The sequence below is a fragment of the Rathayibacter sp. VKM Ac-2929 genome (genome assembly GCF_022815495.1).
Classification (GTDB): Bacteria; Actinomycetota; Actinomycetes; order Actinomycetales; family Microbacteriaceae; genus Rathayibacter; species Rathayibacter festucae.
The window spans coordinates 523,372-547,066 of the sequence record NZ_JALGRV010000003.1 but is presented as its reverse complement, the minus strand read 5'-3'; the positions used below and the strand labels follow the sequence as shown (position 1 = coordinate 547,066).

Here is a 23,695-nt window from a genome sequence, read left to right as displayed (position 1 = left end):
CGGGCCTGCGGGGCGGGGCGGGCCGGGCTGCGGCGGGAGTGTCCGAGGCCTCTGCTAGCCTCGGGCCGCCTCCGCCCCGACGCGGCGCGGGAGCAGAGGGGGAACAACCATGACGCACACCACCGCCGCCCGAGCCGGAGTCGCCCGAGCCGGACTCGCCCTCACGGGCGCTCTGCTGCTCGCGCTGACCGGCTGCACCGCCGCCGCCGAGCCCGAGCCGACCGCCGAGGCTCTGCCGCAGCACACCGACGCCGAGCTGGCGACGATCTTCGACGACATCCAGTTCGTGCCCGCGGAGTTCACCAGCACCGAGGAGATGCTCGGCTCGGTCTACCCGGGGCTCACCGCGACGGACGCCTCCTGCCTCGCGCCGTTCGGCGTCGGCTGGGACGCGGACGACACGCTCACCGACGCGGGCCTCGCCTACGGGACGAGCGCCGACCGCTCGATGACCTCGGTCGTCGCGAGCACCGGCGACGCGGACACCGCCTCCGCCCTCGTCGCCTCCGCCGAGGACGCGCTCGAGCGCTGCGCCGACGGCTCCGAGCTGTTCGCCCTGCAGGGCACCCCTGTGCAGACCACCGTCGAGCAGACCGAGCCGACGATCACCGGCACCGACGAGGCCGTCGGCTGGACCGTCACCGGCGACGTCGGCGGCGCCCCCTTCGCCCTCGTCGGCATCACCACCCGCGTCGGCGGCGACGTCGTCGCCCTCGTCGGCTGGGACCCGTCGACGAACACCTCCTACGTCCCCCAGGCCACCCAGCTCTTCGTCGACGCCCTCTAGCAGCGCGGCTCAGTGGCGAGGGAGAGCGCTCGGGCGCTGCAGAACATCAGCTGAGAAGGGGTGGCCTCCGCTGTCAGGGGAGGGACCCTGCTCTCAGCTGATGTTGTGCGCACCCACTGCTGGTCGAGCAGCGCGCAGCGCGTATCGAGCCGCGAACCCGCTTCGCGTCTCGGTGGTGAGGGAAAGGACGCGGCGGCGCCGCGTCATGGTGGTCGAGTAGCCCCGCAGGGGCGTATCGAGACCCGCCGTCACCAGCAGGGCGGGTCTGCGGACTCGCGTTCTGACGGTGGTGGATCTCGATACGCCCGCTCCGCGGGCTACTCGATCAGCATGCTTCTCCCCATACGGACTGGGTGATCTTTCCTAGGAGACCCCCGTGGTCGGCGTCAGCTCAGCCAGGAGAGCCGGCCGCCGTGCGGCGCCGCGAAGGCGAGCGGCACCCCGTCCGCCGCGAGCAGGAACGGCGTGCGCTCGGGCGCTGTCAGCGAGGCGGCCTGCTCCCGGAGCGACGGCAGCAACGCCTCCGCCTCGAGCGTCACCAGGCTCGCGCCCGACTCGGCGACCGTCGCCAGCACCCGCTCCCGCGCGGCCCACGGCAGGTACACCAGCGTCCCGAGGGACACGACGACCGTCCGCAGCCCGCGCGGCACCGCGGCGAGCACCTCCGGCAGCGCCTCCGCCGCGTCGCCCGCGACGATCGCGGGCGGGTCCTCCCGCAGCGTCGCGACGGCGGCCCGGAGCCGCGCCGTGCGCTCCGGCCGATCCGGCGGCAGCAGCGCCTCCAGCCAGGCGCGGTCCTCGGCGGAGCCGACGTCGAGCGGACGCAGGTCCAGCCCGCGCCGCCACGCCACGACGGGGAGCCGCGAGGGCGCCGCTCCCCCGGTCACCGCGCACTCGAGCACCGGCTCGCCCCGCCCCAGCCGAGTCGCCCCCTCCGCCCCCGTGAACACGTACGAGTACCGCTCCGGCGCCAGGCACAGCCCGGCCGAGGCGCCGATCTCGATCAGCGCGACCGGCTCTCCCGGCTCCGTGATCCGCTCCAGCGCCGCGACCAACGGGGCGCAGCGCAGCGCCTCGTTCGTCTGGGTGAGGCGCTCCGCTGCCACTGGCGCGACCCGCGGCCACTCCCGCCGCAGCCACTCCGCGAAGGCCGCGCCGTCCACCGCCGGCGCCCCGAGCAGCCGCGCCACCGAGAACAGCAGCGACGGCTGCCGGTGGGCGGGCGGCAGCTCGTCGATCAGCGCCAGCAGCGCCCCGTCGCCGGCGACGGCGAGCGCCCACTCGATCTGCAGCTCGGAGGTCTGCGCCAGCTCGACGGCGGCGCGGCGGTAGCGGTCGGCGGTCGGCTCCATGCCTCCATCCTCCGCGATGCCCCACATACCGCGACGGCCCACATGCCGTGACGGCCCCCTCAGCGATCCAGGTGCGGCGGGTGGTCGCCGTGCCGGTGCACGATCCGCCAGCCCTGCCCGTCGATGCGGCGGTAGACGTGGGTGACCCGGATGATCAGCGGAGCCGTCTCGCGCCCGTCGATCCGCGTCGCGCCGATCTCGCGGCCGACCGTGTAGGCCAGGTCGCCGGCGACATGGATCAGGTCGTAGTGCGGCGTCAGCCCGCCGCCGGCGAAGCGGCCCGCGACCCAGCCGAGCGTCTCGTCGATCGCCGCGCGGCCCCGCTCGATCGTGCCGAACGCGCCGTAGAGCGTCGAGTCCGCGGTGTCGGCCCAGCAGCGGCGGTACGGCTCCGCGTCGCCCGCGGCCATCGCGGCGAGCGCCTCGCCGACGGCCACGAGGGCGAGCACGAAGTCGGGCGGCAGCTCGGTGACGGCGGCGGCGCCGAGGGCGGAGGAGGCGGCGGCGTCCATGCGCGGGACTCTACTCCCGAGGTCACCCGCACCGTCGGCGGGTCGGCACTGCCGATCCCGATCACTGTCGGTGGTCGCCGGTAGAACGGACGCATGTCCGGCACCCGTCAGCGCACCCTCCTCGACGTGCGGCGCATCTACGCCGAGCCGGCCGCGCTCGAGCTGCCCCGCGGGCAGGAGATCGTCGAGCGCTGGCCCGCGGCCGAGATCGTGCCGGTCGACTCGCACTGGAACATCCCGGAGGTGCACGGCGACGAGGCGAACGTCGCGCGCTGGGTGCGGATCAAGACGGAGGCGCTCGTCGTGGGCGTCAAGAAGTCGCTGGTCACCCGCCCCAACGGCCGCTCCGCCGACTTCATCGCCCCCTCCTCCGCCAACGGCTGCGCGATGGCCTGCGTCTACTGCTACGTGCCGCGGCGGAAGGGCTACAGCAACCCGGTCACGGTCTTCGCGAACATCGAGCAGATCCAGCGCCACCTCGCCCGCCACATCGCGAAGCAGGGCGTGAAGGCCGAGGCGAACCAGTGCGACCCCGACGCCTGGGTCTACGACATCGGCGAGAACAGCGACTGCTCGGTGGACGCGCTGCTGAGCGACAACGTCCGCGACCTCTGCGACCTGTTCCGGATGTCGCCGACCGCCAAGGCCTCGTTCGCCACCAAGTACGTCAACCGCGAGCTGCTCGAGTGGGACCCGCTCGGCCGCACCCGCCTCCGCTTCTCGCTGATGCCCGCCGAGACGGCGAAGGTCACCGACGTGCGCACGTCGCCGATGGCCGAGCGGATCGCCGCGATCAACGACTTCGTCGACGCCGGCTACGAGGTGCACGTCAACTTCTCGCCGGTGATCCTCACCGAGACCTGGCAGCGCGACTGGACCGAGCTCTTCGATCAGCTCGACGCGGCCCTGCACCCGCGGGCGAAGGCGCAGCTCGCCGCCGAGGTGATCCTGCTCACCCACAACGCGGGCCTGCACGAGGTCAACCTCGGCTGGCACCCGAAGGCCGAGGACCTGCTCTGGGCGCCCCGGATGCAGGAGTCCAAGGTCTCCGAGAACGGCGCCGTCAACATCCGCTACCGCCGCGACCTCAAGCGCGCGGCCCTCGACCGCTTCCTCGCCCTGCTCGCCGAGCGGCTGCCCTACTGCCGCGTCCGCTACGCGTTCTGATCGAGGGTCCGGAGGAAGAGCGACGCCCCCGCGGCCGCATCGGCGCGCAGCCGCTCCTCCAGCTCCTCGTCGCCCGCCTCCCGCATCTGGGCGGCGAAGTGCCCGGCCCACCGGCCCTGCGGATCGAGCAGCATCGACACCGCTCCGCGGGCGACGGCGGCAGGTGGCCGTCGATAGCTGACGGCCGGCAGCTCCAGGATCGATTGCGCGGCCTCCCGCGGACCACCGGGGTTGAAGAGCACGACGAACATCAGGTCGTAGGCGTCCTTAGCCGTGGACCGCGACAGAAGTGCGGCTGATTTCGCGGTCAGGTATCCGGCGAGGGAAGCGAACCGCAGTTCGACGCGGTCAGGAGCGTCGACGTGGTCCGCTCTGACGCGCGGAGAGACGGAGAGTTCTCGAAGGATCGGCTGGACCAGGGCCGCAGCGGGCCCCTCCAGGTTCTGCACGGCAGCGCTCTCGGCGCCGGGGAGGCTGACGGTCTGTCCCGGCTGATCGACCACGTCGCACAGCGGATCCAGGCGCACCAGAGCGTCGCCGAGAACCGCGTCCCACTGCCACCCCGCCGCCCCTCTCCGGGCCCGGAAGCCGGACGTCCGCAGCACCCGATCCAGCCAGCCGAAGTCGAGCTCCTCGCGGTCGTAGACGAAGCCGAGCTCGAAGAGGAGATCGACATCGGTGGTCCCCAGGTGAGCGGCGGGCGCCGAGGGGGCGAGGAAGTCCGGGTTCAGCCCGCCGATGACGACGAAGTCCTGCGCGTGCGCTCCGGCGAGCAGCGCGAAACGGACCAGCGCGTCCTCCGCTCGGGCGCGCGCCGCTCTCGTCCTCGCCTCAGAAGCCAATGACCCTCTCCCTCAAGAACTCCGCCGCCTCGGCGCTCCGGCCCCCCGCCCGCAGGAGATCGGCGTAGACGCGAACCGGCGACGCGACCGTCACACCCTGCACGGACGAGGCCGAGGCCAGGATCTGAGGGGGCGAGGCAAGGAGGTGGATCCGACCGCCGGTCTCGACCTCGACCGCGCCCCCCTCGCCGCTCAGATCCTGGCAGGCCCGGTCGAAGTCCTCTGCCGTGACGCGGATCAACAGGTCGGGGACCCTGGTGAGGAAGGGTGCGAGCCGATCCGCCGCAGCGCTGCCGGAGGCGCACCAGCCGGTGGTCACGGTGCGCTCGACCAGGTCGAGGGAGTCCGCGACGTCTCGCCAGGGGACGTGGAACTGGCGCGACTCGTCCGCTCCCGCCGCTCGAGCCGAGTGCCCGGCCCAGTCGCTCAGCAGCCTGCCGGGGTCGCGGAACTCCCGGCCGGCCGTCCTCCCGCGCTCCGGACCCACCTTCGCGGTGTAGCCCTCCGCGTCGAGAGCGGCGAGCGCCTTGGAGGTCTGCTGATAGGAGAAGCCCGTGGCGGAGACCAGCTCGGCAGCCCGCGCCGCGGAACCACCCGGCCCTCCCCCACCGCGGACGAGAGCGGCGAGCGCGGCCTCCGCTGTAGCGAGCCTCGCGGCGCTCCACGCCCCGACGCGCGGGGGCCTGCGGCGCTCGGGCGGCAGCCGCACGATCAGGAGATCGGGATCGATCCGGATCACGGCGCTCCCCGACTCGTCAGCCCACGATGCGCCCTGCTCATGCAGGAGTGCGCGTGCGCCGGGCGACATCCCGCGGGCGAGGAAGACGGGCACGTCGTTGCGCCCTCCCGGCAGGTCGCGCTCGGGCGCCCGGCGCACGTCGGCCGGCAGTCCCTCGCCGATCCACACCGGAACCAGCGACCATCGCGCCGGCCGACCGACGACGACCCTGCCCGCGTCCACCCGCGGTGACGCCTCCTCGGGCAGGGCGCTGCGCAGGAGCTCCAGCAGCGACTTCTCTCGTCTATCCACGGTTTTCATCGTACTTGGAGAAAACCTTTCTTTCTCGAAAATAATCGAGTCCAGGCTTCGGGGGAGAGAAGTACGGTCTGAGTGCGTCGGGGCGCCCGGCATCGCATTCCTGGGAGTCCGCCCGCCGTGCCGCGGCGCCGCTTCGCAAAGCGGATAGCGGCCCCCGTTCCAGGGCCGCTCCCCGTACCTTCGGAGAACGGTCGTTCCTGCGACCACTCGCTCGACTCCCCCCTCCGCCCGGCACCCGGCAGAGGGAGTCGCCGCCAGGGCCCTTCGAGCCCGGCGGTGGGTCGGCCTCCTCCGACTCGCACGACGTCCCGGCGCTCCGCCGGTTCCCCCACGTCCCGTCGCGGCCGACACCGCGACTCCCACACAGAACGGCGGCTCCGCACATGGGCGCTCTCCTCTACGGCACTCCGGCCACCTCCCACGAGATCGACGACCGCGCGCTCGCGCACCTGCAGATCGTGATGATCAACAAGTTCCGCCGCAACGAGGCCTTCGCCTTCCAGCTGGACGCCTCGAGCGCGCACGGCACCGGCCGCCAGACGCTCTGGCTGCACCCGACCATCCCGCTGCAGTTCTCCTTCCACGGCAGCCGCGTCCCTGCCATCAACGCCGCCTGGGTGCGCGCGCTGATGGAGGAGGCCAACAGCGGCCGCGGGCTGCGCATCGTCCCCGAGCCGGCGCAGCAGCCGGACTCCGCCGTCGCCACCGCCGCGGCCTGATCCCGTCACGCAGCCGGGGGGCGGGGAGACGATGATGCACGGCACCGAGCACTGGGCCCCCGACTTCCTGCGGCTCGCCGGGCCGGCGCACCACGACGCGGACTTCGCCTGCTCCACGACGCTCGACGGCGTCACCGGCTCGCTCTGCGTCACCGAGGGACTGCTGGTCCTGGGCGGCACGCAGCCGACCGTCCGGCTGCGGGCGCTCGACATCCGCTCCTGGTGGGACACCTCGACGGGCGGCACGTTCTCGCTCGCCGTCGAATCCGGCGCCCGGCACTCGGTGGTGCTGCTCTCGCAGTTCCGCGGCGCCACGGTGGTCGCCATGACGCAGGCCTTCGGGCCGCGGAAGCGCCGCGCCGCCGCCTAGGTCGTCTCCGCAGGCTGTATCCGCCCAGCGAACTTCCGCGCCGCTGCTCTCGACCTCGATGCGCACGCATGCGACGCTTGGGGGTGATGGACGACTCGAACGGCGAGGTCATCCGCTCCGACATCGGCGGGCGGGACTTCGAGCAGGCACGCGCGCTGCTCGAGTCGGTGTACAACGGGCACCGCTTCTCGGTGGAGCCGGGCGAGGACTTCTCCTACCGCTACACCTCGGTCGGCGACGGCGACGTCACGCTCCGCGGCAGCCAGTTCGCCGGCTCGATCGAGGGGCGGATCCAGACCGACGGCGAGTACGTCGTCTCCTGGCTCACCGCGGGCGAGGGCGTCACCGACCTCGACCAGGCGCCGATGCGCCAGATCTACGGCCGCCCCGCGATCTTCGTCACCGGCCGGCCGAACGCCTTCGAGTTCCACGACTACCGGCAGAACCTCATCCACTTCGACGGCGGCTACCTCGAGGGCGTCGCCCAGGAGGTGGAGGGCACGGCGGGCGGACCGCTGCTGTTCGACACCACCGCGCGCCCCGAGGGCGAGGCGCTGCGCCGCTGGTCGGCGACCGTCGCCGCGGTCGCCCGGGTGATCTACGACGTCGACAGCTCCGCGCTCCTGCGCCAGGAGGCCGACCGCGCCGTCGCCGTCGCGCTGCTCGAGACGTTCCCGCACGAGTCGCTCGCGGCGCCGACCGACCTCGCCGTGCCGCGCAGCGGGCGCCTGCGCACCGCGATCGAGTTCATGTACGCGCATGCGCACGAGCCGATCCGCACCGAGACGATCGCCGAGGCCTGCGGCGTGGGCCTGCGCACTCTGCAGTCGGAGTTCCGCCGCGAGTTCGGCTTCACCGCCGTCGACTACCTGCGCCGCATCCGGCTCGACGCCGTGCGCAAGGAGCTGCGCGCCAAGGCCTCGGGCGAGGTCAGCGTGACCGAGGTGGCGCACCGCTGGGGCTTCGCGCACCTCGGCCGCTTCTCGGCGTCGTACGCGCACCGCTTCGGCGAGCGGCCGAGCACGACGCTCGAGAAGTGACGCGCACCCGAGTGACCGGCGCCTAGAAGAAGTCCCCGCCGCTGTCGTGGTCCTCGCTCGCGCGGGCCTCCGTGGTGGGCCGGGCCGGCAGCAGCCGCCGCGTCTTGTCGCGCATGGACTCGACCGCCTCGTCGTCGTCGAGGTCGATCCCGCGGTCGAGCGCCGGGCTGGTGAAGAGCTGGCTGGCGGGCCCGAGCAGCAGGCGGGTCTCGCCGCGCAGCCCCTCGTCGGAGAGCCCCGGGACGACGACGAGGTCGGACTTCCCGACGTTCGCCAGGGCCTGGGCGTACTCGACGACCGCGGTGCACACCGCGTCCCCCAGCAGCACGAATCCGCTCGCGTAGTACAGCTTCTGCATCGTCTTCCCCTCTCGCGCGCACGACCGCGCCGAGATCCGACGCTAGAACGCGGCGCTGAGAGCTCCCACCCCCTTGACGGAGGGCCCGAGAGCTCCCCTCCCCCTACTCCTCCGCGCCGCCGACGGGCGTGCGGTTGAGCGTGTAGGCCTGCTCGCTGCCGGCCACGCCCGCGACGATCACCGTGATCGGCGCCGTGTAGGTGCCGAGCGGCCAGGTCAGCAGCAGGTCGGCGGTCTGCTCCTGGGTGCGGCCGTCGACCGGGACCCAGGCGATGGTCTTGCGGTACGAGCCGTCGGCGAGGTCCCGGTTGGTGCGCAGCAGGAGAGTCTGCGACCCGTCGGAGCCGACGCTCGAGGAGACGACCGAGAAGTTGGGGCCGTCGGCGGCGGTGATGCGCAGCGGAGTCGCGCGCGAGTCGCCGGAGCCGGAGCGGGTCATCCGCGGCGCGACGGTCAGGGTGACGAGCTCGCCGGCGGTGAGCTGCCCGGTGATCGCGATCGCGAGCGGGCGGTTCACGTTGATCTGCTCCTCGCGGAAGCTCTCGGCGGTGAAGGAGGTGTACTCGACCGAGCGGACCGACGGCGGGGGCGGCGGCGTGGTCGAGGCCGCGGCGAGCGGGGCGGCGGCGGCGACCGCGACGATCGGGACGCTCCAGGCGGCGGCGGTCGTGAGCGTGCGGCGGCCGAGGGTGCGGGACGCGGTGGTGCGGGACGCGGTGGTGCGGGACGCGGTGGTGCGGGATGCAGTGGTGCGGCGGGAGGGGGCGGTGGTCATGTCGTCTCCAGACGTCGGCGCGGTGCGTCCCCCTTCCGGGGACACGCGCCCACGCTAACCGACACCTGACGGCCAGCCGAGTCCCTGCGAGCCCTCTCAGCCCGAGTGCCACCCCTACGGGGGAGGTGGCGCCCGGGAGCCCCGCCGGGAGCGCTACTGCTCCGCCGCGCGCGCCACCGCCTCCAGCCGGGTGACGTGCTCCGGCCACCACTCGGCGGGGACCGGCGGCAGGTTGTCGCCCGGCGTGCGCAGCCCGACGCGGCCGTCGATCAGCTCGCGGACGATGTCGGCGTGCCCCGCGTGCCGGTGGGTCTCGGCGGTGAGGTGCACGAGGATCCGGTGCAGCGTCACGTCCCGGGTCGTCCACCACGGCACGACGCCCGGGGCGTCGAGGTCCAGCGCGGCCACCGTCGCGTCGGAGTGCGCCCACACCCGGCGGTACTGCTCCACCACCTGCTCGCGCGACTCCTCCGCCGTCGCCCACATGTCGGAGTTCGGCTCGGACTCGTCCTCCATCCAGGGCATCGGCTCGGGGAACGGCCGGCCGAAGACGGCGCCGAGGTAGCCGGCCTCCGTCCCCGAGACGTGCTTCACCAGGCCGAGCAGGTTGGTGCCGGTGGGCACCAGCGGCCGGCGGAGGTCGTACTCGCCCAGGCCGTCGAGCTTCTGCAGGAGGGCGTCGCGGCCCTCCTGCAGGTAGCGGAGGAGAGTCTGCTTCTGAGGGGCGCTGCTCGGATCGGTGCTCATGCCCCCCAGCCTGGCCCGGGCCTCAGAGCACCGCCACCCGCGCGTCCTCGCGCACGACCTCGGTCAGCACGGTGCGCCGGGTCTCGGCGCCGACGGGCGACACCTCGCCGGTCAGCACGACCTCGGCGGTCGCCTCCTTCGTGGCGCAGTCCGGGCCCACCCAGAGCTCGACGAGCCCCGGCTCGACCGAGCGCACGCCGCGGCGGTCGGTGAAGGCCAGCCGCGCGGAGGGGACGTCGAAGCGCACCAGCGCCTGCTCCCCCGCCGCGAGCTCGACCCGCGCGTAGCCGAGCAGCTGCGCGACCGGGCGGGTCACCGAGGCGACCACGTCGCGCGCGTAGAGCTGCACGACGTCGACGCCGTCGCGCTCCCCCGTGTTGCGCACCCGCACGGTCGCGGTGAAGGCGCCGTCAGTGGGAGCCTCCGCCGCTCCGGGATCCGCCGACTCCAGCGCCAGCTCCGAGCGGGTGAAGGCCGTGTAGCTCAGCCCGTGCCCGAACGGCAGCACGGGCGTGCTGTCGGCGCTGGTCACGTCGGAGGGCCCGCCGAGGATCGGGTGCAGGTAGGAGAACGGCTGCGCGCCGGCCGAGCGCGGCAGCGAGACCGGCAGTCGGCCGGACGGCGAGACGCGGCCCGAGAGGACGCCCGCGATCGCGCCGGCCCCCTCCTCCCCCGGGAAGAACGCCTGCAGCACCGCCGCGGGGGCGGAGGCGCCGCGGATCGCCCAGTCGATCGCGTAGGGGCGGCCGGTGAGCAGCACCAGGGCGACCGGCGTGCCGGTGGCCACGACCGCCTCGACCAGCTCGCGCTGGCGACCGGGCAGCTCGAGGCTCTCGACGTCGTTGCCCTCGCCGACGGTGCCGCGGCCGAAGAGCCCGGCCCGGTCGCCGACGACGACCACGGCGATCTCCGCGCCGCGGGCGGCCTCGACGGCCTCCGCGATCCCGGCGGTGTCGGCGGAGGAGTCGTCGCCCTCCACCGAGCAGCCCTCGGCGAGGAGCAGCTCGCTCCCCGGGAACTCGGCGGCGAGCGCCTCCCGCACCGTGCGGATCTCGAAGCCGAGCGGCACGCCCTCGTGGTGCGCCAGCACGTGGTTGGCGAAGGAGTAGCAGCCCATCAGGGCGGGCGCGCTGTCGGCGTTCGGGCCGATCAGCGCGATCCGGCGCGGCTGGGCGAGCGGAAGTCGCCCGTCGTTCGTCAGCAGCACGAGCGACTCCTCGGCCAGGCGGCGGGCGAGGTCGCGGTGCGTGGGCGAGTCGAGGTCGATCGACTCGGGCGCGTCGTCGAAGCGGGCGTCGAGCAGGCCGAGCCGCTCCTTCTGCGCGAGCACCCGCAGCAGCGCGCGGTCGACGATCGCCTCGTCGGCGCCGCCGGAGCGGATCCGCTCGGCGAGCGGCGCGAGGAAGGCGTCGCCGGTCGGCAGCTCCACGTCGATGCCGGCCTCGAGCGCCAGCTGCGCGGCCTCGCCGAGGTCGGCGGCGACGGCGTGCATCAGATGCAGGAAGGCGACCGCGAAGTAGTCGGCCACCACCACGCCGTCGAAGCCCCAGCGCTCGCGGAGCACGCCGGTGAGGTAGGCCGGCGTCGCGCCGACCGGGTCGCCGTCGATCTCCGCGTAGGAGTTCATCACCGAGCGGGCGCCGCCGTCGCGGATCGCCATCTCGAACGGCGGGAGCAGCACGTCCGCGATCTCGCGCGGTCCGGCGTGCACCGGTGCGTGGTTGCGGCCGCCGCGCGAGGCGGAGTAGCCGATGAAGTGCTTGAGCGTCGCGTCGACGCCCGCCGACTGCAGGCCGCGCACGTAGGCGGTGCCGATCGTGCCGACCACGTACGGGTCCTCGGCGATGCACTCGTCCACGCGACCCCAGCGGGGGTCGCGGATCACGTCGAGCACGGGGGCGAGGCCCTGGTGGATGCCGAGCTCGCGCATCGAGCCGCCGATGGCCGCGGCCATCTCCTCGACGAGCTCGGGGTCGAACGAGGCGCCCCAGGCCAGCGGCGTCGGGAAGGTCGCCGCCTTCCACGCGGCCAGCCCGGTCAGGCACTCCTCGTGCACGATCGCCGGGATACCCAGCCGGGTCTCCTCGACCAGCCGGCGCTGCTCGGCCCACAGCCACTGCGCGCGCTCGACCGGGTCGACCGGGCGGGTGCCGTACACGCGGGTGAGCTGGCCGATGCCCTCGCGGGTCGCGTCGGCGTAGCCGGTGGAGGTGGCCATCTCGCCGGCCAGCGGCGCGACGACCTCGCCGCCCTGGTCGACCCAGTAGCCGACCAGCTGGGTCAGCTTCTCCTCCAGCGTCATCCGGCCGATCAGGTCGGCGACGCGCGCGGACGGGGCGGGAGTCTCGGTGGTCGGGCTCTCGTTCATGGGGGTCATCCCTTCACCGCTCCGGTGAGTCCGCCGACGATGCGGCGCTCGAAGACGCTGAAGAAGATCAGCGCCGGGATCATCGACAGCGACACGAAGGCGAGCACCTTCGCCGTGTCGACGGAGTACTGCGACGAGAAGGCCTGCACGCCCAGCGGCAGGGTGAAGCTCGACTCGTCGCTGAGGATGAACAGCGGCAGCAGGTAGCTGTTCCAGCTCGCGATGAAGGCGAGGATGCCCGTCGTGATGACGCCCGGCATCGCCAGGCGGACGACCATCCGCCAGAAGAAGCCGATCCGGCTGCAGCCGTCGATGAAGGCCGCCTCCTGGATCTCGTCGGGGATCGCCCGCAGGAACGGCACCAGGATGATGATCGTCGTCGGCAGGCCGAACGCGATCTGCGGGAGCACGACGCCGGCGAGCGAGTTCATCAGGCCGAGGCTCTTGATCACCAGGTAGAGCGGGGTGATCGCGACGGTCATCGGGAACATCAGTCCGGCTGCGAAGAGCGCGTAGAACACGCCGCGGCCGCTGAAGCTGTAGCGGGCGAGCACGTAGCTCGCCATCAGCCCCAGCACGACGACGCCGAGGGTGGTCGCTCCGGCCGCGATCGCCGAGTTGCCGACCTCGCGCCAGAAGATGCCGCCGGTGATGACATCGAGGTAGTTCTGCACGTTCCACGGCGCGGGGAACCCGGACGGGTCGGTGGTGATCTGCGCGTTCGTGCGGAATCCGCCGATGATGATGTACGCCACCGGCGCGAGCATCAGGGCGATCACGACGATCGCGACGACGTAGGCGATGATCGTGCCGCGCCCCAGCGGGCGGCGGCGGGGCTTGGGCGGCCGCGGCGAGAGCGGCGTGGTCGCGGTGGGCGGCTTGGTGCCCGGGGGCACCGCTGTCAGGGTCGTCATCTCTTGGCTCCGGCCTTCCTCGTGTCTCCCGTGAGGGCGCCTTCGGTGTCCCGCCGCAGCACGAAGCGCTGGTAGAGCAGCGCGACGATCAGCGAGACGAGGAACAGGACCACGGCGACCGCGTTGCCGTAGCCGTAGTTGCCGGCGTTGCGGCCGTTGGTGACGAGGTACGTCGCCATGGTCGAGGTGCCGGCGGTCGAGGACACGTACTGCCCCCAGATGATGTAGACGAGGTCGAACAGCTGCAGCGCGCCGATGATCGACAGGAACGCCCAGATCCGCAGGGTCGGCGCGAGCAGCGGCAGGGTGATCCGCCGCTGCACCTGCCAGTAGGACGCGCCGTCGATCGACGCGGCCTCGGACAGCTCCTCCGGGATGCCCTGGAGGCCGGCGAGGAAGAGGATCACGGCGAAGCCGATGTACTTCCACGTGATGATCAGCATCAGGGTCCAGATGGCGATCGCCGGGTCCGAGAGCCAGTCCTGCTTCAGCGCGCCGAGCCCGACCTTCTCGAGGAAGCCGTTGACGGCGCCGCTGGTCTGGAGCATGAGGCTCCAGCCGGTGCCGACGACGACCTCGGAGATCACGTAGGGCACGAAGATCAGCACGCGGATGATCGACTGCCCGCGCAGCTTGCGGTTGAGCAGCAGCGCGATCAGGATCGCGGCCGGCCCCTGCAGGACGAGCGAGAGCACCACGATCGTGCCGTTGTGGCTGAGCGCCTCGTGGAAGGTCGGGTCCTGCAGGATCGTCAGGTAGTTCTTGAACCCGACGAAGTCGGTCGGGACGCCGTAGCCCTGCCAGCTGAAGAAGCCGTAGTAGGCCGCCATCACGACCGGGAAGATCACGAAGGCGAGGAAGACGATCAGCGCCGGGCCGACGAGGATCGCGACCTCGAGGCGGCCCGACCAGCCCAATCCTCGAGGGCGCAGGCCCCGGCGGCGTCGCTTCGCCGCCGGGGCCTCGGGGCGCGCGTCCTCGCGGAGCGCTGTGGTCGTCACGGTCAGGCCTTGGCCGCGGCGGCGTCGACGGCCTCGACGAGCTGCTCCGGGTCGCTCTTGCCGGCGAGCAGGTCGACGACGGCGACGTTCAGCGCGTTGCCGACGTTCTGGCCGTAGACGGTGTCGAGCCACTGCGAGACGTAGGGCGCCGAGTTGTACGCGGCGAGGATGTCCTTCAGGTACGGCTCGGTGACGGCCTCCTGCGCGACGGTGTTCACCGGCGGCGCGTTGAAGGCGGCGTAGTACTCCTTCTGCACGTCGGAGGTGGCGAGGTAGTTCAGGAAGTCGACGCACTCGTCGGGCGCCGCGGTGGAGCAGGAGTAGCCGTCGACGCCGCCCATGATCGAGCCGGGCGCGCCGGCGCCGCCGTCCACCTCGGGGAAGGGGAACCAGCCGAGGTCGGGCAGGGGCTTCTCGTCGGGGGTGAGCGAGGCGATGACGCCGGGGTTCCAGGCGCCCATCAGCTCCATGCCGGCCTGGTGGTTGGCCAGGAGTCCGGCCGAGGATCCGGCGCCCTGCTGGGCGGCGGTGGTGAGGAAGCCCTCGTTGAACGGCTCGGTGCCGGCGAAGGACTGCAGGTCCTCGCCCGCCTTCAGCCAGCAGTCGTCCGAGAAGTCCTTGGAGTCGGCCGCCTCGGCCATGGTGTCCGCGCTGCACTCGCGCAGGGCGAAGAAGTAGAACCAGTGCGCGGCGGGCCAGGCGTCCTTCGCGCCGAGCGCGATCGGCTGCGCTCCGGCGCTCTTGAGCGCGGTGACCGCGGAGTCGAGCTCGTCGAGGGTCTTCGGCGTCTCGGTGATGCCGGCCTCGGTGAAGAGGTCCTGGCTGTAGAAGAGGCCGCCGGGGAGCACGGCCACGGGCATCGCCCAGACCTTGTCGTCGAGCGTGTTGGCGAGGAACGAGCCCTCGGGGATCTCGCTGCGCGCCTGGTCCGAGATGCCGCCGGTGAGGTCCTTGACCAGGCCGCCGGCGACCATCGCGGCGAGCTTGCCGCCGCCGCGCTGGAGGAAGATGTCCGGGGCGTCGCCCGAGTTGAGCGCCGTCTGCAGCTTGCCGTCCAGGTCCTCGTTCTGGATGGCCTGCGACTCGATGGTGACGCCCGGGTTGGCGGCCTCGAAGTCGGCGATCGTCTTCTCCCAGAACTCCTGGCCGGGGCCGGTGGTGGAGTTCTGCCACAGGGTCATCGCGACGGTGCCGTCGGAGGATCCCGCGTCCTGGGCGGAGCAGCCGCTGAGGGCCGCCGCCGCGCCGAGCAGGGCCACGGTGGCCACCGCCGTCTTCCTGAATGCTGATCTCGTGAACTTCATCGTTCGAACCGTTCTCTTCGCTGAGAGGCGCCGCCAGGGAGAGCGGCGCCGGGGTGCGCCCGTCCAGGACGGGCCCGATCAGTCTCAGAGCGGCCGAAAGGATCGGCAAACGTTTTCGAAACCATTTTCGAAGCGCCGGGCTGAGGATCTGGATCGCGCTCTCATCGGCGCGCTTCCGGGGTCTAGGGTCGACCGCATGTCCCTCCGCCCGACCATCCACGACGTCGCCGCCGCCGCCGGCGTCTCGGTCGCGACCGTGTCGAAGGCGATGAACGGCCGCTACGGCATCGCGCCCGCGACGGCGAACCGCGTGCTCGAGATCGTGCGCGAGCTCGGCTACGAGTCGAGCCTGGTCGCCAGCAGCATGCGCTCGCGGCGCACCGGGGTGATCGGCGTGCTGGTCGCCGGCTTCGAGCCGTTCAGCGCGGAGATCCTCAAGGGCGTCGGCTCGGTGCTGCGCCGGTCGCGCTTCGACCTGCTCGCCTACAGCGGCTCGCACGAGGGCGAGCAGGAGGGCTGGGAGCGGCGCTCGCTCAGCCGGCTCAGCGGCACCCTGATCGACGGCGCGATCGTGGTGACGCCCTCGGTGGTGAGCACGCCGTCGGACATCCCGCTGGTCGCCGTCGACCCGCACACCGGCCGCGCCGACGTGCCGACCGTCGAGTCCGACAGCTTCGGCGGCGCCCTCCAGGCCGTGCGCCACCTCGTCGCCCTCGGCCACCGGCGCATCGGCTTCGTCGCCGGCCGCGTCGACCTCCGCTCCGCCCGGCTGCGCGAGGCCGGCTACCGCGCCGGGCTCTCGGAGGCGGGGATCGCGTTCGACGAGCGGCTGCTCCGGGTGGGCAGCTACCACCACGACACGGCGCGGCTGCCGGCCTCGACGATGCTCTCGCTGGCCGACCGGCCGACCGCCGTCTTCGCCGCGAACGACGTCTCGGCCCTGGCGATCATCGAGACGGCCGCGCACCTCGGGCTCGACGTGCCGCGGGACCTCTCGGTGGTCGGCTTCGACGACGTGCCCGAGGCGGCCCGCTTCGACCCGCCGCTGACCACGATCCGGCAGCCGATGCAGACGCTCGGCGCGACGGCCGCCGAGATGCTGATCACGCTGATGGCGGGCGGCACCCCCGCCTCGCTGCACGTGCAGCTGCCGACCCAGCTGGTGCGGCGCGCGACGACCGCGCCGCCCTCGATGCGGAGGACACCCTGATGCCGGACGCGCTGACACCGGACGACCTGACACCGGACGACCTGACACCGGGCGAGGACGGGGCCGAGCCCCGCGACGCGCACGACGAGCTCTTCGACGCGCTGGTGTTCGTCGACCTCCCCGTGCTCGACGCGCTGCTCGACACCCGCTTCGTGATCGAGCACCCGACCGGGCTCGTGCAGTCGAAGCTCGACTGGATGGACGACATCGCCGAGGGCCTGAAGGAGTACCACGCCATCGATCACGTCGAGAGCGCGGTCTCCGGCACGGCCGCGCACCCGGTGCTCGTCTCGCGCACCCTGACCGAGGCGACGATCGGCTCGCTGCACGCCACCTGGCGGCTGCAGCTCACCAGCCGGCTGGTGCCGATCGGCGACGAGTGGGTGATCACCCGGACGACCGTCAGCACGTGGTGAGCCTCACTCCACCCCCTTGAGGGCGCTCGCCATCTCGATCCGGCGGACCCGCCGGGTGAGCAGGAGCGTCGCCGTCGAGGCGAAGCCGAGGGTGATCGCGGACGCCGCCAGCACGCTCGGCAGCGACACGTACGGGGCGTAGACCGCGCGGTCGTCGCTGAAGATGTCGGTGTAGCGGCCGAGGAACCACAGCCCCGCCGGGATGCCCGCGAGCCAGCCGAGGACGGCCGTGATCGCGTTCTCGGTCAGCGCGAGCGTCCGCAGCTCGCCGTCGCGCGTGCCGAGCACCCGGAGGGTCGCGTAGGAGCGCTCGCGCTCGGAGAACCCGAGGGCGCCGAGGTTGTAGAGCGAGACGACGACCAGGAGGATCGCGAGCACCTTCATCAGGGTGAACACCCCCGAGAGCGCCGCGACCACCGACTCGGCGTTCGCCCGCTGCTCGGACAGGGCGAGCACCGGACCGGCGGCCGCCGAGGCCGGCGCGCCGTCGAGCGGAGCCTGGGTGAGGTACGCGGTGGGCGCGAAGTCCTCGCCGAGACCGGTCCAGGCCGCCTCCGAGAGCAGCAGGCCCTGCGGCTGCGACACGTCCGCGACGGCCGCGACCATCGCCGCGACCGGACCCGCGCCGCCGACCTCGAGGTCGACCCTCGAGCCGACCCCGCCGCCGGTCGCCTCCTGGATCCGCGAGGTCACCACCGGCCCGTCGACGAGCGACAGCGGGGTGCCGGAGGCGTCGCGGAGCAGGTAGAGATCGCCCGGCCCGAGCACCGTCAGCACGTACTCGGCGGGGCCGGCGCCCGCCCCGGTCAGCCGGAACGGGCGCTGCTGGATCCACTGCCCCGGCCCCGCCTGCGCGGCGAGCTCGGCGAGCTGCTCGGGCGTCGCTCCCGGCGCCACCTGCACCGAGGCGGCGTACCGGTACTGGTCGCCGTAGCCGCGCTCGATCTGGCGCGCGAGCGACTCCGGGATCCCGAAGCCGGCGACCAGCAGCATCATGCAGCCCGCCGCCGCGACGACCCCGACCGCGACCCGCACCGGGTTGCCGGCCGCATCGCGCAGCGCCCAGCGCTCGCCGAAGCCGATCCGCGACCACAGCGCGGGGAGGCGCTCGATCGCCATCCGGTGCGAGTGCTCGGCGGGCGGGCGCATCCCCTCGGCGGGAGTGAGCCGGCGCGCGCGGGCGGTGACCGCCCAGGCGCCCGCGCCGCAGGCGAGCACGAGACCCGCGGCGAGCGCCGGCGAGGTCCAGGTGTAGGCGATCCGCCACTCCGGCAGCGCGAAGCTTCCGCGCTGCGTGTCGAGCACGTAGAGCGAGAGCACGGGGGCGAGCGCGCCGCCGAGGAGCACCCCCGTCCCGACGACGACCGAGGAGAGCCCGGCGTAGTAGAGACCGATCGCGCGCCGTCCCATGCCGAGTGCGCCGAGCGTGGCGATCTCGGTCCGCTGGATGTCGACGAGCCGGCGGATCGAGGTGAACACGGCGAGGAGCGCGACCAGCACGAAGAGCGCGCTGAACAGCACCGCGAGGCCGCGGATCTGCTCGATCCGGTCGTAGACGGGCGCGATCGCCGCGTTCGTGCTCCGGTCGGCGACGCCGAGGTAGCGCTCGCCGAGGATGCCGGGGGCGGCCTCGCGCACCGTGTCCGCGTCGCCGAGCACGCGGAGGGTGTCGCCGACGAGGGGCACACCGAGGGCGGCGGCCGTCTCGGGCGCGATCACGGCGGCGGCGTAGCGGCCCGGCTCCGGCGCGATCATGCCGGGCTCGGTGAGCGCGAGGGCGTCGGGCACGAGCACCAGTCCGCGCACCTCGAGCGTGCTCGCGACGCCCGCCCGCGAGAGCGGCACCTGGTCGCCGACCGCGATGCCGTTGAGCCGCGCGTAGCCCTCGTCGATCCAGACGCCGCCGCCGTCGGCCGACAGCGCGGCGCCCTCGAGCACCAGGGGCACGTCGACCGCGTCGGACCCGGTCGTCGTGGTCGTGGTCGTGGTGAGCAGCGTCCCGGTGCCCTCCGCGAGCGGATGCGCGAGCGCGAAGGTCGTCGTCCGCGCGACCGCGGTCACCCCGGGCAGCGCCGCGAACGCCGCGACGTCCTCGTCCGTCGAGCCGAGCGCCGACACCCAGGCGTCCGGGAGCGCGTTCTCGGCCGCGAAGGAGTCGATCTCGACCTGCATCCCCCGCCACGCGCCCTCGAGGCCCGCGTAGACCGTGACGCTCAGCGCCGACATCAGCAGCACCGACACGAACTGGCTGCTGTAGCGCAGGAGGTCGCGGCGGAGCTTGCGGACGAGGAAGCGCACGTCAGGCGGTCTCGGCGACGAGGTCGCCGTCGTGCAGGCGGATCAGCCGGTCCGCCGTCCGCCCGATGCGCTGGTCGTGCGTGACGACGACGACCGCGGTCCCCGCGTCGCTCGCCGTCTCGCGCAGCAGCGCCATGATCTGCTCGCCGGTCTTCGAGTCGAGCGCGCCGGTCGGCTCGTCGCAGAGCAGGAGCGCCGGCCGCTTGGCGAGCGCGCGGGCCAGCGCGACGCGCTGCATCTCGCCCCCGGACAGCTGCCCGGGGAAGTTGCCGGAGCGGTGCCCGAGCCCGACCCGCTCGAGGCCCTCGTGCGCGCGGTGCTCGGCGCTGACCCGGTCCGTCGTCAGCGCGGCGGCGAGCGCGACGTTCTCCATCGCCGTGAGGTTCGGCACCAGGTTGTAGAACTGGAAGACGAAGCCGACGCTGAGCCGCCGGTACTCGGTCAGCTGCCGGTCGCGGAACGACGAGATCAGCTGATCGCCCACCCGGATGCGCCCGCTGGTCGCGCTGTCCATCCCGCCGAGCAGGTTGAGCAGCGTGCTCTTCCCCGAGCCGGAGGGGCCGAGGACGACCGTGAACCGGCCCTGGTCGATCGTGAGCGACGCGCGGCGCAGCGCGGTGATCCGGCGCGTCCCGGCGCGGTACGACTTCGACACCGCCTCCAGCTCGATGAACGCCGGGCCCGTCGGGACAGCCGGGCCCCTCGAGACAGCCGGGCCCGTCAGCACTGCAGGATCACCGCGCCGTAGTGCGTGCCCGCGCCGGTGCCGACGAGCAGCAGCTGCTCCCCCGGCTGCGGCTTCGCGCGGTGCAGCGCCAGCGGGATCGCCGAGCCGATCGTGTTGCCCACCTCGGGGAGGGTGATCGTCATCGTGTGCCGGCCCCAGAGCCGCGCCATCCCCTCCATCCCCGCCTTGCTGGTCTGGTGCGGGATGACCCGGTCGATCCCGGGCGTCCCCTTGCTCAGGCCGGGTCGCACGGTCTCGAGGAACCGCGGGAAGTTGCGCAGGGCGTCCACGAGCAGCTGGCCGCCGTGCATGTCGAACTTGAAGTCGGCGACCCGCTCCGGCGCCTCCTCGATCCGGATCCGCGAGCCGAAGCCGCGGATCTCGGCGTGCCGCACCCCGCTGACCTGGGTCTTGAACCGCGAGGTCACGATGCCCTGGCCGGGCGTCTCGGCGCGGCCGATCACGACCGCCGCGGCGGCGTCGCCGAAGAGGATCGCGCTCTCGGCCTGCGCGAAGTCGATGCCGCGGCTGCCGCCCTCGGTCGACACGATCAGCACCCGCTCCGCCCGGCCCGAGCCGATCAGGAAGCCGGCCTCCTGCAGCGCGAACAGGAACGACAGGCAGGTGGCGTGCAGGCTGTAGGCGAAGACGTCGGCGAGCCCCAGCCCGGCCGCGATCAGCGCGCCGCCGTCGGGGATCGCCTGCAGCGAGGTCCCGGAGGCGTTCAGCACGACGTCGACGTCCTCGGCCTCGATCCCGGCCGCGGCCAGCGCCCTCCGCGCGGCGAGCAGGCCGAGCTCGAGCGGATCCTCGTCGTCGGCGAGCCAGTGCCGGGTCTCGACCCCGGTGCGGCGGATCGCCTCCTCGGTCGAGATGCCGCAGAGCGCGGCGACCTCGGAGGTGGGCACGATGCGGGCGGGGAGCGCCTCGCCGGTGCCGAGGATGCGGATGGGGAGCACGTCGGACACGAGGGCGTCCTTCCTGTTCCGGATCGGCGGAATCACCGGAGCGAGTCCTGTATAGCGCTGTTCACGTTTCCGCGGGATGAAGTTCTGCATTCGGCGGTGCCGTCGAATTGACGCCGGAGAGAGGCGCCGCCACTATGGGCCGGGGCGAGAGGGGCGGAATGAGCGAGAAGAACTTCTGGGTCGTGATCCCTTTCTTCGACGAGGAGAAGCTGATCGGCGGCACTCTCGAGGCGCTCGCCGCTCAGGACGACCGCGACTTCGAGCTCCTCCTCGTCGACAACGCGAGCACCGACGGCTCCCGCGCGGTGATCGACGCGTTCTCCGCTCAGCACCCCGAGATGAGCATCCGCACGATCGAGGAGGCGCAGAAGGGCACAGGCGCCGCCTCCGACACCGGCTTCCGCCACGCGATCGCTGCGGGCGCCGCGATCGTCGCGCGGACCGACGCGGACTCCCTGCCCGACCCCCGCTGGGTCGGCCTGCTGAAGGCGGATTTCCGCACGGGGGCGCGGATCGTGGGCGGCAAGGTGAAGCCGCGGACCGACGAGCCGGAGTACCGCTGGTACGACGGAGTGATCGGCGCGGTGCTGATCGGGATCATCGAGCGCGCGCCCCGCTACCTCTACCGGCGGCCGGGCCAGCGGTACCCGATGTTCATGGTCCCGGGGCTCAACATGGCGATCGACGCCGACCTCTACCTCGAGGTGGACGGCTTCCCGCGCTCCAGCATCGACGACACCGACGAGGACCTCGAGCTACACCTGAAGGTGTGCCAGCTGATCCCCGGCGGGCAGGCGAGATTCGATCGCGAGGCCGTGGTGCGCTGCTCCATCCGGAAAGGCAAGAAGCTCGGCTATCTCGGAATCCTGCTCTGGTATTGGGGCCGCAAGAAGCGCACGGACGTGGTGGACATCCGATGAGTGGCAGTGTTTCTACCGTATTTCCCGGAAAGACTTCTGTCCTCGGAAAGGGGACGTCGTGCGGATACTGATCACCGGTGCGACCGGATTCCTCGGCGGTCACGCCGTGCGCGCCTTCCTCGACGCCGGCGACGACGTGATCGCCACCGGCCGCAACCGCGCCGCCCTCGAGCGGCTCTCGGCCGACGGCGCCGAGACGGTGCCCGACGACCTCGCCGGACTCGCGAGCCGGACGATCCGGGCCGACGTCCTGGTGCACTCCGCCGCGCTCTCGAGCCCGTGGGGCACCTGGGCGCAGTTCCACGAGGCGAACGTCGCGGGCACGGCGGCGATGATCGACCTCGCCGAGCGCAGCGGCATCCGCAGGATCGTCTTCGTCTCGTCGCCGAGCATCTACTCGGCCCGGCGGCACCAGTACATGGTGCGCGAGGACGAGTTCGATCCGGCCAGCCGGATGAGCCTCTACATCCGGAGCAAGATCGAGGCCGAGCGGCTGCTCCAGACCGCGCACGCGGCCGGCCGGATCCCCGAGCTCGTCGTCCTGCGTCCGCGCGGCCTGATCGGCGTCGGCGACCCGAGCCTGATCCCGCGCTTCCTCGCCGCGAGCCGGCGCCGCGGCATCCCGCTCTTCGACGGCGGGCGCAACGTCGTCGACGTGACCTGCGTGGAGAACGCCGCCGACGCCCTCGTCCTCGCCGCGCGCACCCGGCACGCGGGCGGGAGCGTCTACAACATCACCAACGGCGAACCGGCGCCGCTCGGCGAGCTGCTGCGCCGCTTCTTCGCGGCGATGGGCGAGGAGCCGCGCTTCATCACCGTCGACCTCCGCGTGCTGAGCGCCCTCGCCGTGCTGCTCGAGCAGGTCTACGCGCGACTCCCCTCCGGCGCCGAGCCGCCCTTCACCCGCTACACGGTCGCGACCCTCGCCTACGCGCAGACCCTCGACATCTCCCGGGCGCGGGCCGAGCTCGGCTACCGGCCGGCCGTGCCGCTGGCCGAGGGCATCCGCCGGGTCGGCGAGCACTATCGAGAACAGCGTGCCTGAGCAACGCGGGTCGCTCCGGGTGTTCTCCTGCGGCGACACGACGTTCCCGCTCTCCCGGGCGTTCCGCGGCGAGGGCCTCCCGCGGCGCACCTTCCCCTCGGCCGCCTTCCTCTACACGCACCCGGACGGCCGCCGCGTGCTCTTCGACACCGGCTACCCGCCGACGCTCGAGGGCACGGGACCGGTCGGCGCGCTCTACCGCCGGATCCTGCCGGCCCGGATCGCCCCGGGCGAGACCGTCGACGCGCAGCTGCGGCGCGAGGGGATCGAGCCCGGCGCGATCGACTTCGTCGTGCTCTCGCACCTGCACCCCGACCACGTCGGCGGGCTGGCCGCCTTCCCGGACACGACGCTCGTGCTCTCCGCGGGACAGCTCGAGAAGGTGCGGCGCAGCCGGATCACCGACGGGGTGTTCGCCGCGCTGATCCCGCCGTGGTTCGCCGACGCGACCCGGATCGTCGTCGACGAGCAGCCGCGGACCGAGACCGGCGGGGTGAGCGGCTTCGACCTCTTCGGCGACGGCCGCTTCGTGGTGACGCCGCTGCCCGGGCACGCCCTCGGCCACCTCGGCGCGCTCGTCGAGGGGCGCGTCCTGCTCGCCGGCGACGCGGCCTGGGGCCGGGAGTTCCTGGAGTGGTCCGACCGCCTCCGGCCGCTGCCCCGCCTGATCAGCGACGACTCCGCCGCGCACCACCGCACCTCGGCCGAGCTGCTGCGGCTGGAGGCGTCGGGCGTGACGCTCTGCTTCAGCCACGACGCGTACCCCTCGCCGATCCTCCTGCCGTGACGGGCCGAGTGCGCTGATGTGCGGAGTGC

24 protein-coding genes are annotated in these 23,695 nt (G+C 72.9%); 10 read left to right on the top strand and 14 right to left on the bottom strand.

Annotated elements, in window-relative coordinates; translation table 11 throughout:
- Nucleotides 1-109 precede the first annotated feature (109 nt).
- On the top strand, nt 110-787 hold the full coding sequence (locus MT355_RS11705) for a hypothetical protein (protein WP_243599657.1): 678 nt from the start codon (nt 110-112) through the stop codon (nt 785-787).
- A 386-nt stretch (nt 788-1,173) separates the two neighbouring features.
- Here the strand turns inward: MT355_RS11705 and MT355_RS11700 are convergent, their stop codons facing one another.
- Both MT355_RS11700 and MT355_RS11695 read right to left on the bottom strand, forming a co-directional pair.
- The gene (locus tag MT355_RS11700) at nt 1,174-2,139 is read right to left on the bottom strand and encodes a DUF2332 domain-containing protein (protein ID WP_243599656.1); all 966 of its coding nucleotides are present in this window, start codon (nt 2,137-2,139) and stop codon (nt 1,174-1,176) included.
- 59 nt (nt 2,140-2,198) lie between these two features.
- The gene (locus tag MT355_RS11695) at nt 2,199-2,651 is read right to left on the bottom strand and encodes a DUF4440 domain-containing protein (protein ID WP_243599655.1); all 453 of its coding nucleotides are present in this window, start codon (nt 2,649-2,651) and stop codon (nt 2,199-2,201) included.
- Between the two features lie 93 nt (nt 2,652-2,744).
- Between MT355_RS11695 and MT355_RS11690 the strand changes: the two genes are divergently transcribed.
- Nucleotides 2,745-3,818, top strand: coding sequence for a spore photoproduct lyase family protein (locus tag MT355_RS11690; RefSeq protein WP_243599654.1), 1,074 nt, complete (start codon nt 2,745-2,747; stop codon nt 3,816-3,818).
- Here the strand turns inward: MT355_RS11690 and MT355_RS11685 are convergent.
- Complete coding sequence (locus MT355_RS11685; protein WP_243599653.1) at nt 3,806-4,660, bottom strand: hypothetical protein; 855 nt, start codon at nt 4,658-4,660, stop codon at nt 3,806-3,808. The two genes, MT355_RS11690 and MT355_RS11685, sit on opposite strands and share 13 nt — an antisense overlap.
- Nucleotides 4,650-5,792 (bottom strand): type IV toxin-antitoxin system AbiEi family antitoxin, encoded by a 1,143-nt coding sequence (locus MT355_RS11680; RefSeq protein WP_243599652.1) that lies wholly within the window; start codon nt 5,790-5,792, stop codon nt 4,650-4,652. Before MT355_RS11680 ends, MT355_RS11685 begins: the two co-directional genes overlap by 11 nt.
- 290 nt (nt 5,793-6,082) lie before the next feature.
- Here MT355_RS11680 and MT355_RS11675 point away from each other — a divergent pair, with 290 nt between their 5' ends.
- The 3 genes from MT355_RS11675 to MT355_RS11665 all read left to right on the top strand — a co-directional run bounded on the left by MT355_RS11675 (nt 6,083) and on the right by MT355_RS11665 (nt 7,828).
- Nucleotides 6,083-6,418: an ATP-dependent DNA ligase gene (locus MT355_RS11675; protein WP_123447516.1), complete on the top strand. Its 336-nt coding sequence runs from the start codon at nt 6,083-6,085 to the stop codon at nt 6,416-6,418.
- 34 nt (nt 6,419-6,452) lie between these two features.
- On the top strand, nt 6,453-6,788 hold the full coding sequence (locus MT355_RS11670) for a hypothetical protein (protein WP_133672107.1): 336 nt from the start codon (nt 6,453-6,455) through the stop codon (nt 6,786-6,788).
- An 86-nt stretch (nt 6,789-6,874) separates the two neighbouring features.
- On the top strand, nt 6,875-7,828 hold the full coding sequence (locus MT355_RS11665; protein ID WP_243599651.1) for an AraC family transcriptional regulator: 954 nt from the start codon (nt 6,875-6,877) through the stop codon (nt 7,826-7,828).
- A 22-nt stretch (nt 7,829-7,850) separates the two neighbouring features.
- Here MT355_RS11665 and MT355_RS11660 read toward each other — a convergent pair whose 3' ends face one another.
- From MT355_RS11660 to MT355_RS11630, 7 genes are all read right to left on the bottom strand, one after another.
- A complete protein-coding gene (locus MT355_RS11660; protein ID WP_123447513.1) occupies nt 7,851-8,186 on the bottom strand; it encodes a hypothetical protein in 336 nt (111 codons plus the stop codon).
- Between the two features lie 103 nt (nt 8,187-8,289).
- Nucleotides 8,290-8,961: a hypothetical protein gene (locus tag MT355_RS11655; RefSeq protein WP_243599650.1), complete on the bottom strand. Its 672-nt coding sequence runs from the start codon at nt 8,959-8,961 to the stop codon at nt 8,290-8,292.
- A 153-nt stretch (nt 8,962-9,114) separates the two neighbouring features.
- Nucleotides 9,115-9,708 (bottom strand): DinB family protein, encoded by a 594-nt coding sequence (locus tag MT355_RS11650; RefSeq protein ID WP_243599649.1) that lies wholly within the window; start codon nt 9,706-9,708, stop codon nt 9,115-9,117.
- Nucleotides 9,709-9,730: 22 nt separating this feature from the next.
- The gene (locus MT355_RS11645; RefSeq protein ID WP_243599648.1) at nt 9,731-12,076 is read right to left on the bottom strand and encodes a glycoside hydrolase family 3 N-terminal domain-containing protein; all 2,346 of its coding nucleotides are present in this window, start codon (nt 12,074-12,076) and stop codon (nt 9,731-9,733) included.
- 5 nt (nt 12,077-12,081) lie between these two features.
- Complete coding sequence (locus tag MT355_RS11640; protein WP_123705808.1) at nt 12,082-12,990, bottom strand: carbohydrate ABC transporter permease; 909 nt, start codon at nt 12,988-12,990, stop codon at nt 12,082-12,084.
- Nucleotides 12,987-13,922: a carbohydrate ABC transporter permease gene (locus tag MT355_RS11635; protein ID WP_243599798.1), complete on the bottom strand. Its 936-nt coding sequence runs from the start codon at nt 13,920-13,922 to the stop codon at nt 12,987-12,989. The genes MT355_RS11640 and MT355_RS11635 overlap by 4 nt, the downstream gene beginning before the upstream one ends.
- Nucleotides 13,923-13,993: 71 nt before the next feature.
- Nucleotides 13,994-15,295 carry an extracellular solute-binding protein gene (locus MT355_RS11630; RefSeq protein WP_123731686.1) on the bottom strand — a complete coding sequence of 434 codons (1,302 nt, stop codon included), beginning with the start codon at nt 15,293-15,295 and terminating at the stop codon, nt 13,994-13,996.
- Between the two features lie 196 nt (nt 15,296-15,491).
- Here MT355_RS11630 and MT355_RS11625 point away from each other — a divergent pair, with 196 nt between their 5' ends.
- Together MT355_RS11625 and MT355_RS11620 are read left to right on the top strand one after the other, a co-directional pair.
- Nucleotides 15,492-16,505, top strand: a complete 1,014-nt coding sequence (locus tag MT355_RS11625) for a LacI family DNA-binding transcriptional regulator (protein ID WP_123705810.1) — start codon at nt 15,492-15,494, stop codon at nt 16,503-16,505.
- Complete coding sequence (locus MT355_RS11620) at nt 16,505-16,921, top strand: nuclear transport factor 2 family protein (protein ID WP_243599647.1); 417 nt, start codon at nt 16,505-16,507, stop codon at nt 16,919-16,921. The genes MT355_RS11625 and MT355_RS11620 overlap by 1 nt, the downstream gene beginning before the upstream one ends.
- Before the next feature lie 3 nt (nt 16,922-16,924).
- Here MT355_RS11620 and MT355_RS21605 read toward each other — a convergent pair whose 3' ends face one another.
- The 3 genes from MT355_RS21605 to MT355_RS11605 all read right to left on the bottom strand — a co-directional run bounded on the left by MT355_RS21605 (nt 16,925) and on the right by MT355_RS11605 (nt 20,914).
- Nucleotides 16,925-19,219, bottom strand: a complete 2,295-nt coding sequence (locus MT355_RS21605; protein WP_243599646.1) for an ABC transporter permease — start codon at nt 19,217-19,219, stop codon at nt 16,925-16,927.
- Between the two features lies 1 nt (nt 19,220).
- Entirely contained in the window at nt 19,221-19,874 is a 654-nt protein-coding gene (locus tag MT355_RS11610; protein WP_243599645.1) for an ABC transporter ATP-binding protein, read from the bottom strand.
- 65 nt (nt 19,875-19,939) lie between these two features.
- Nucleotides 19,940-20,914, bottom strand: a complete 975-nt coding sequence (locus MT355_RS11605; protein WP_243599644.1) for a 3-oxoacyl-[acyl-carrier-protein] synthase III C-terminal domain-containing protein — start codon at nt 20,912-20,914, stop codon at nt 19,940-19,942.
- Between the two features lie 158 nt (nt 20,915-21,072).
- On the opposite strand from MT355_RS11605, the gene MT355_RS11600 reads away from it, so the two are divergent.
- From MT355_RS11600 to MT355_RS11590, 3 genes are read left to right on the top strand one after another with little or no spacing between them, the layout of a single operon-like run.
- On the top strand, nt 21,073-21,834 hold the full coding sequence (locus MT355_RS11600; protein WP_243599643.1) for a glycosyltransferase: 762 nt from the start codon (nt 21,073-21,075) through the stop codon (nt 21,832-21,834).
- A gap of 58 nt (nt 21,835-21,892) precedes the next feature.
- Nucleotides 21,893-22,879, top strand: a complete 987-nt coding sequence (locus MT355_RS11595; RefSeq protein ID WP_243599642.1) for an NAD(P)-dependent oxidoreductase — start codon at nt 21,893-21,895, stop codon at nt 22,877-22,879.
- Nucleotides 22,872-23,666, top strand: coding sequence for an MBL fold metallo-hydrolase (locus tag MT355_RS11590; protein WP_243599641.1), 795 nt, complete (start codon nt 22,872-22,874; stop codon nt 23,664-23,666). The genes MT355_RS11595 and MT355_RS11590 overlap by 8 nt, the downstream gene beginning before the upstream one ends.
- The last annotated feature ends 29 nt before the right edge of the window (nt 23,667-23,695 follow it).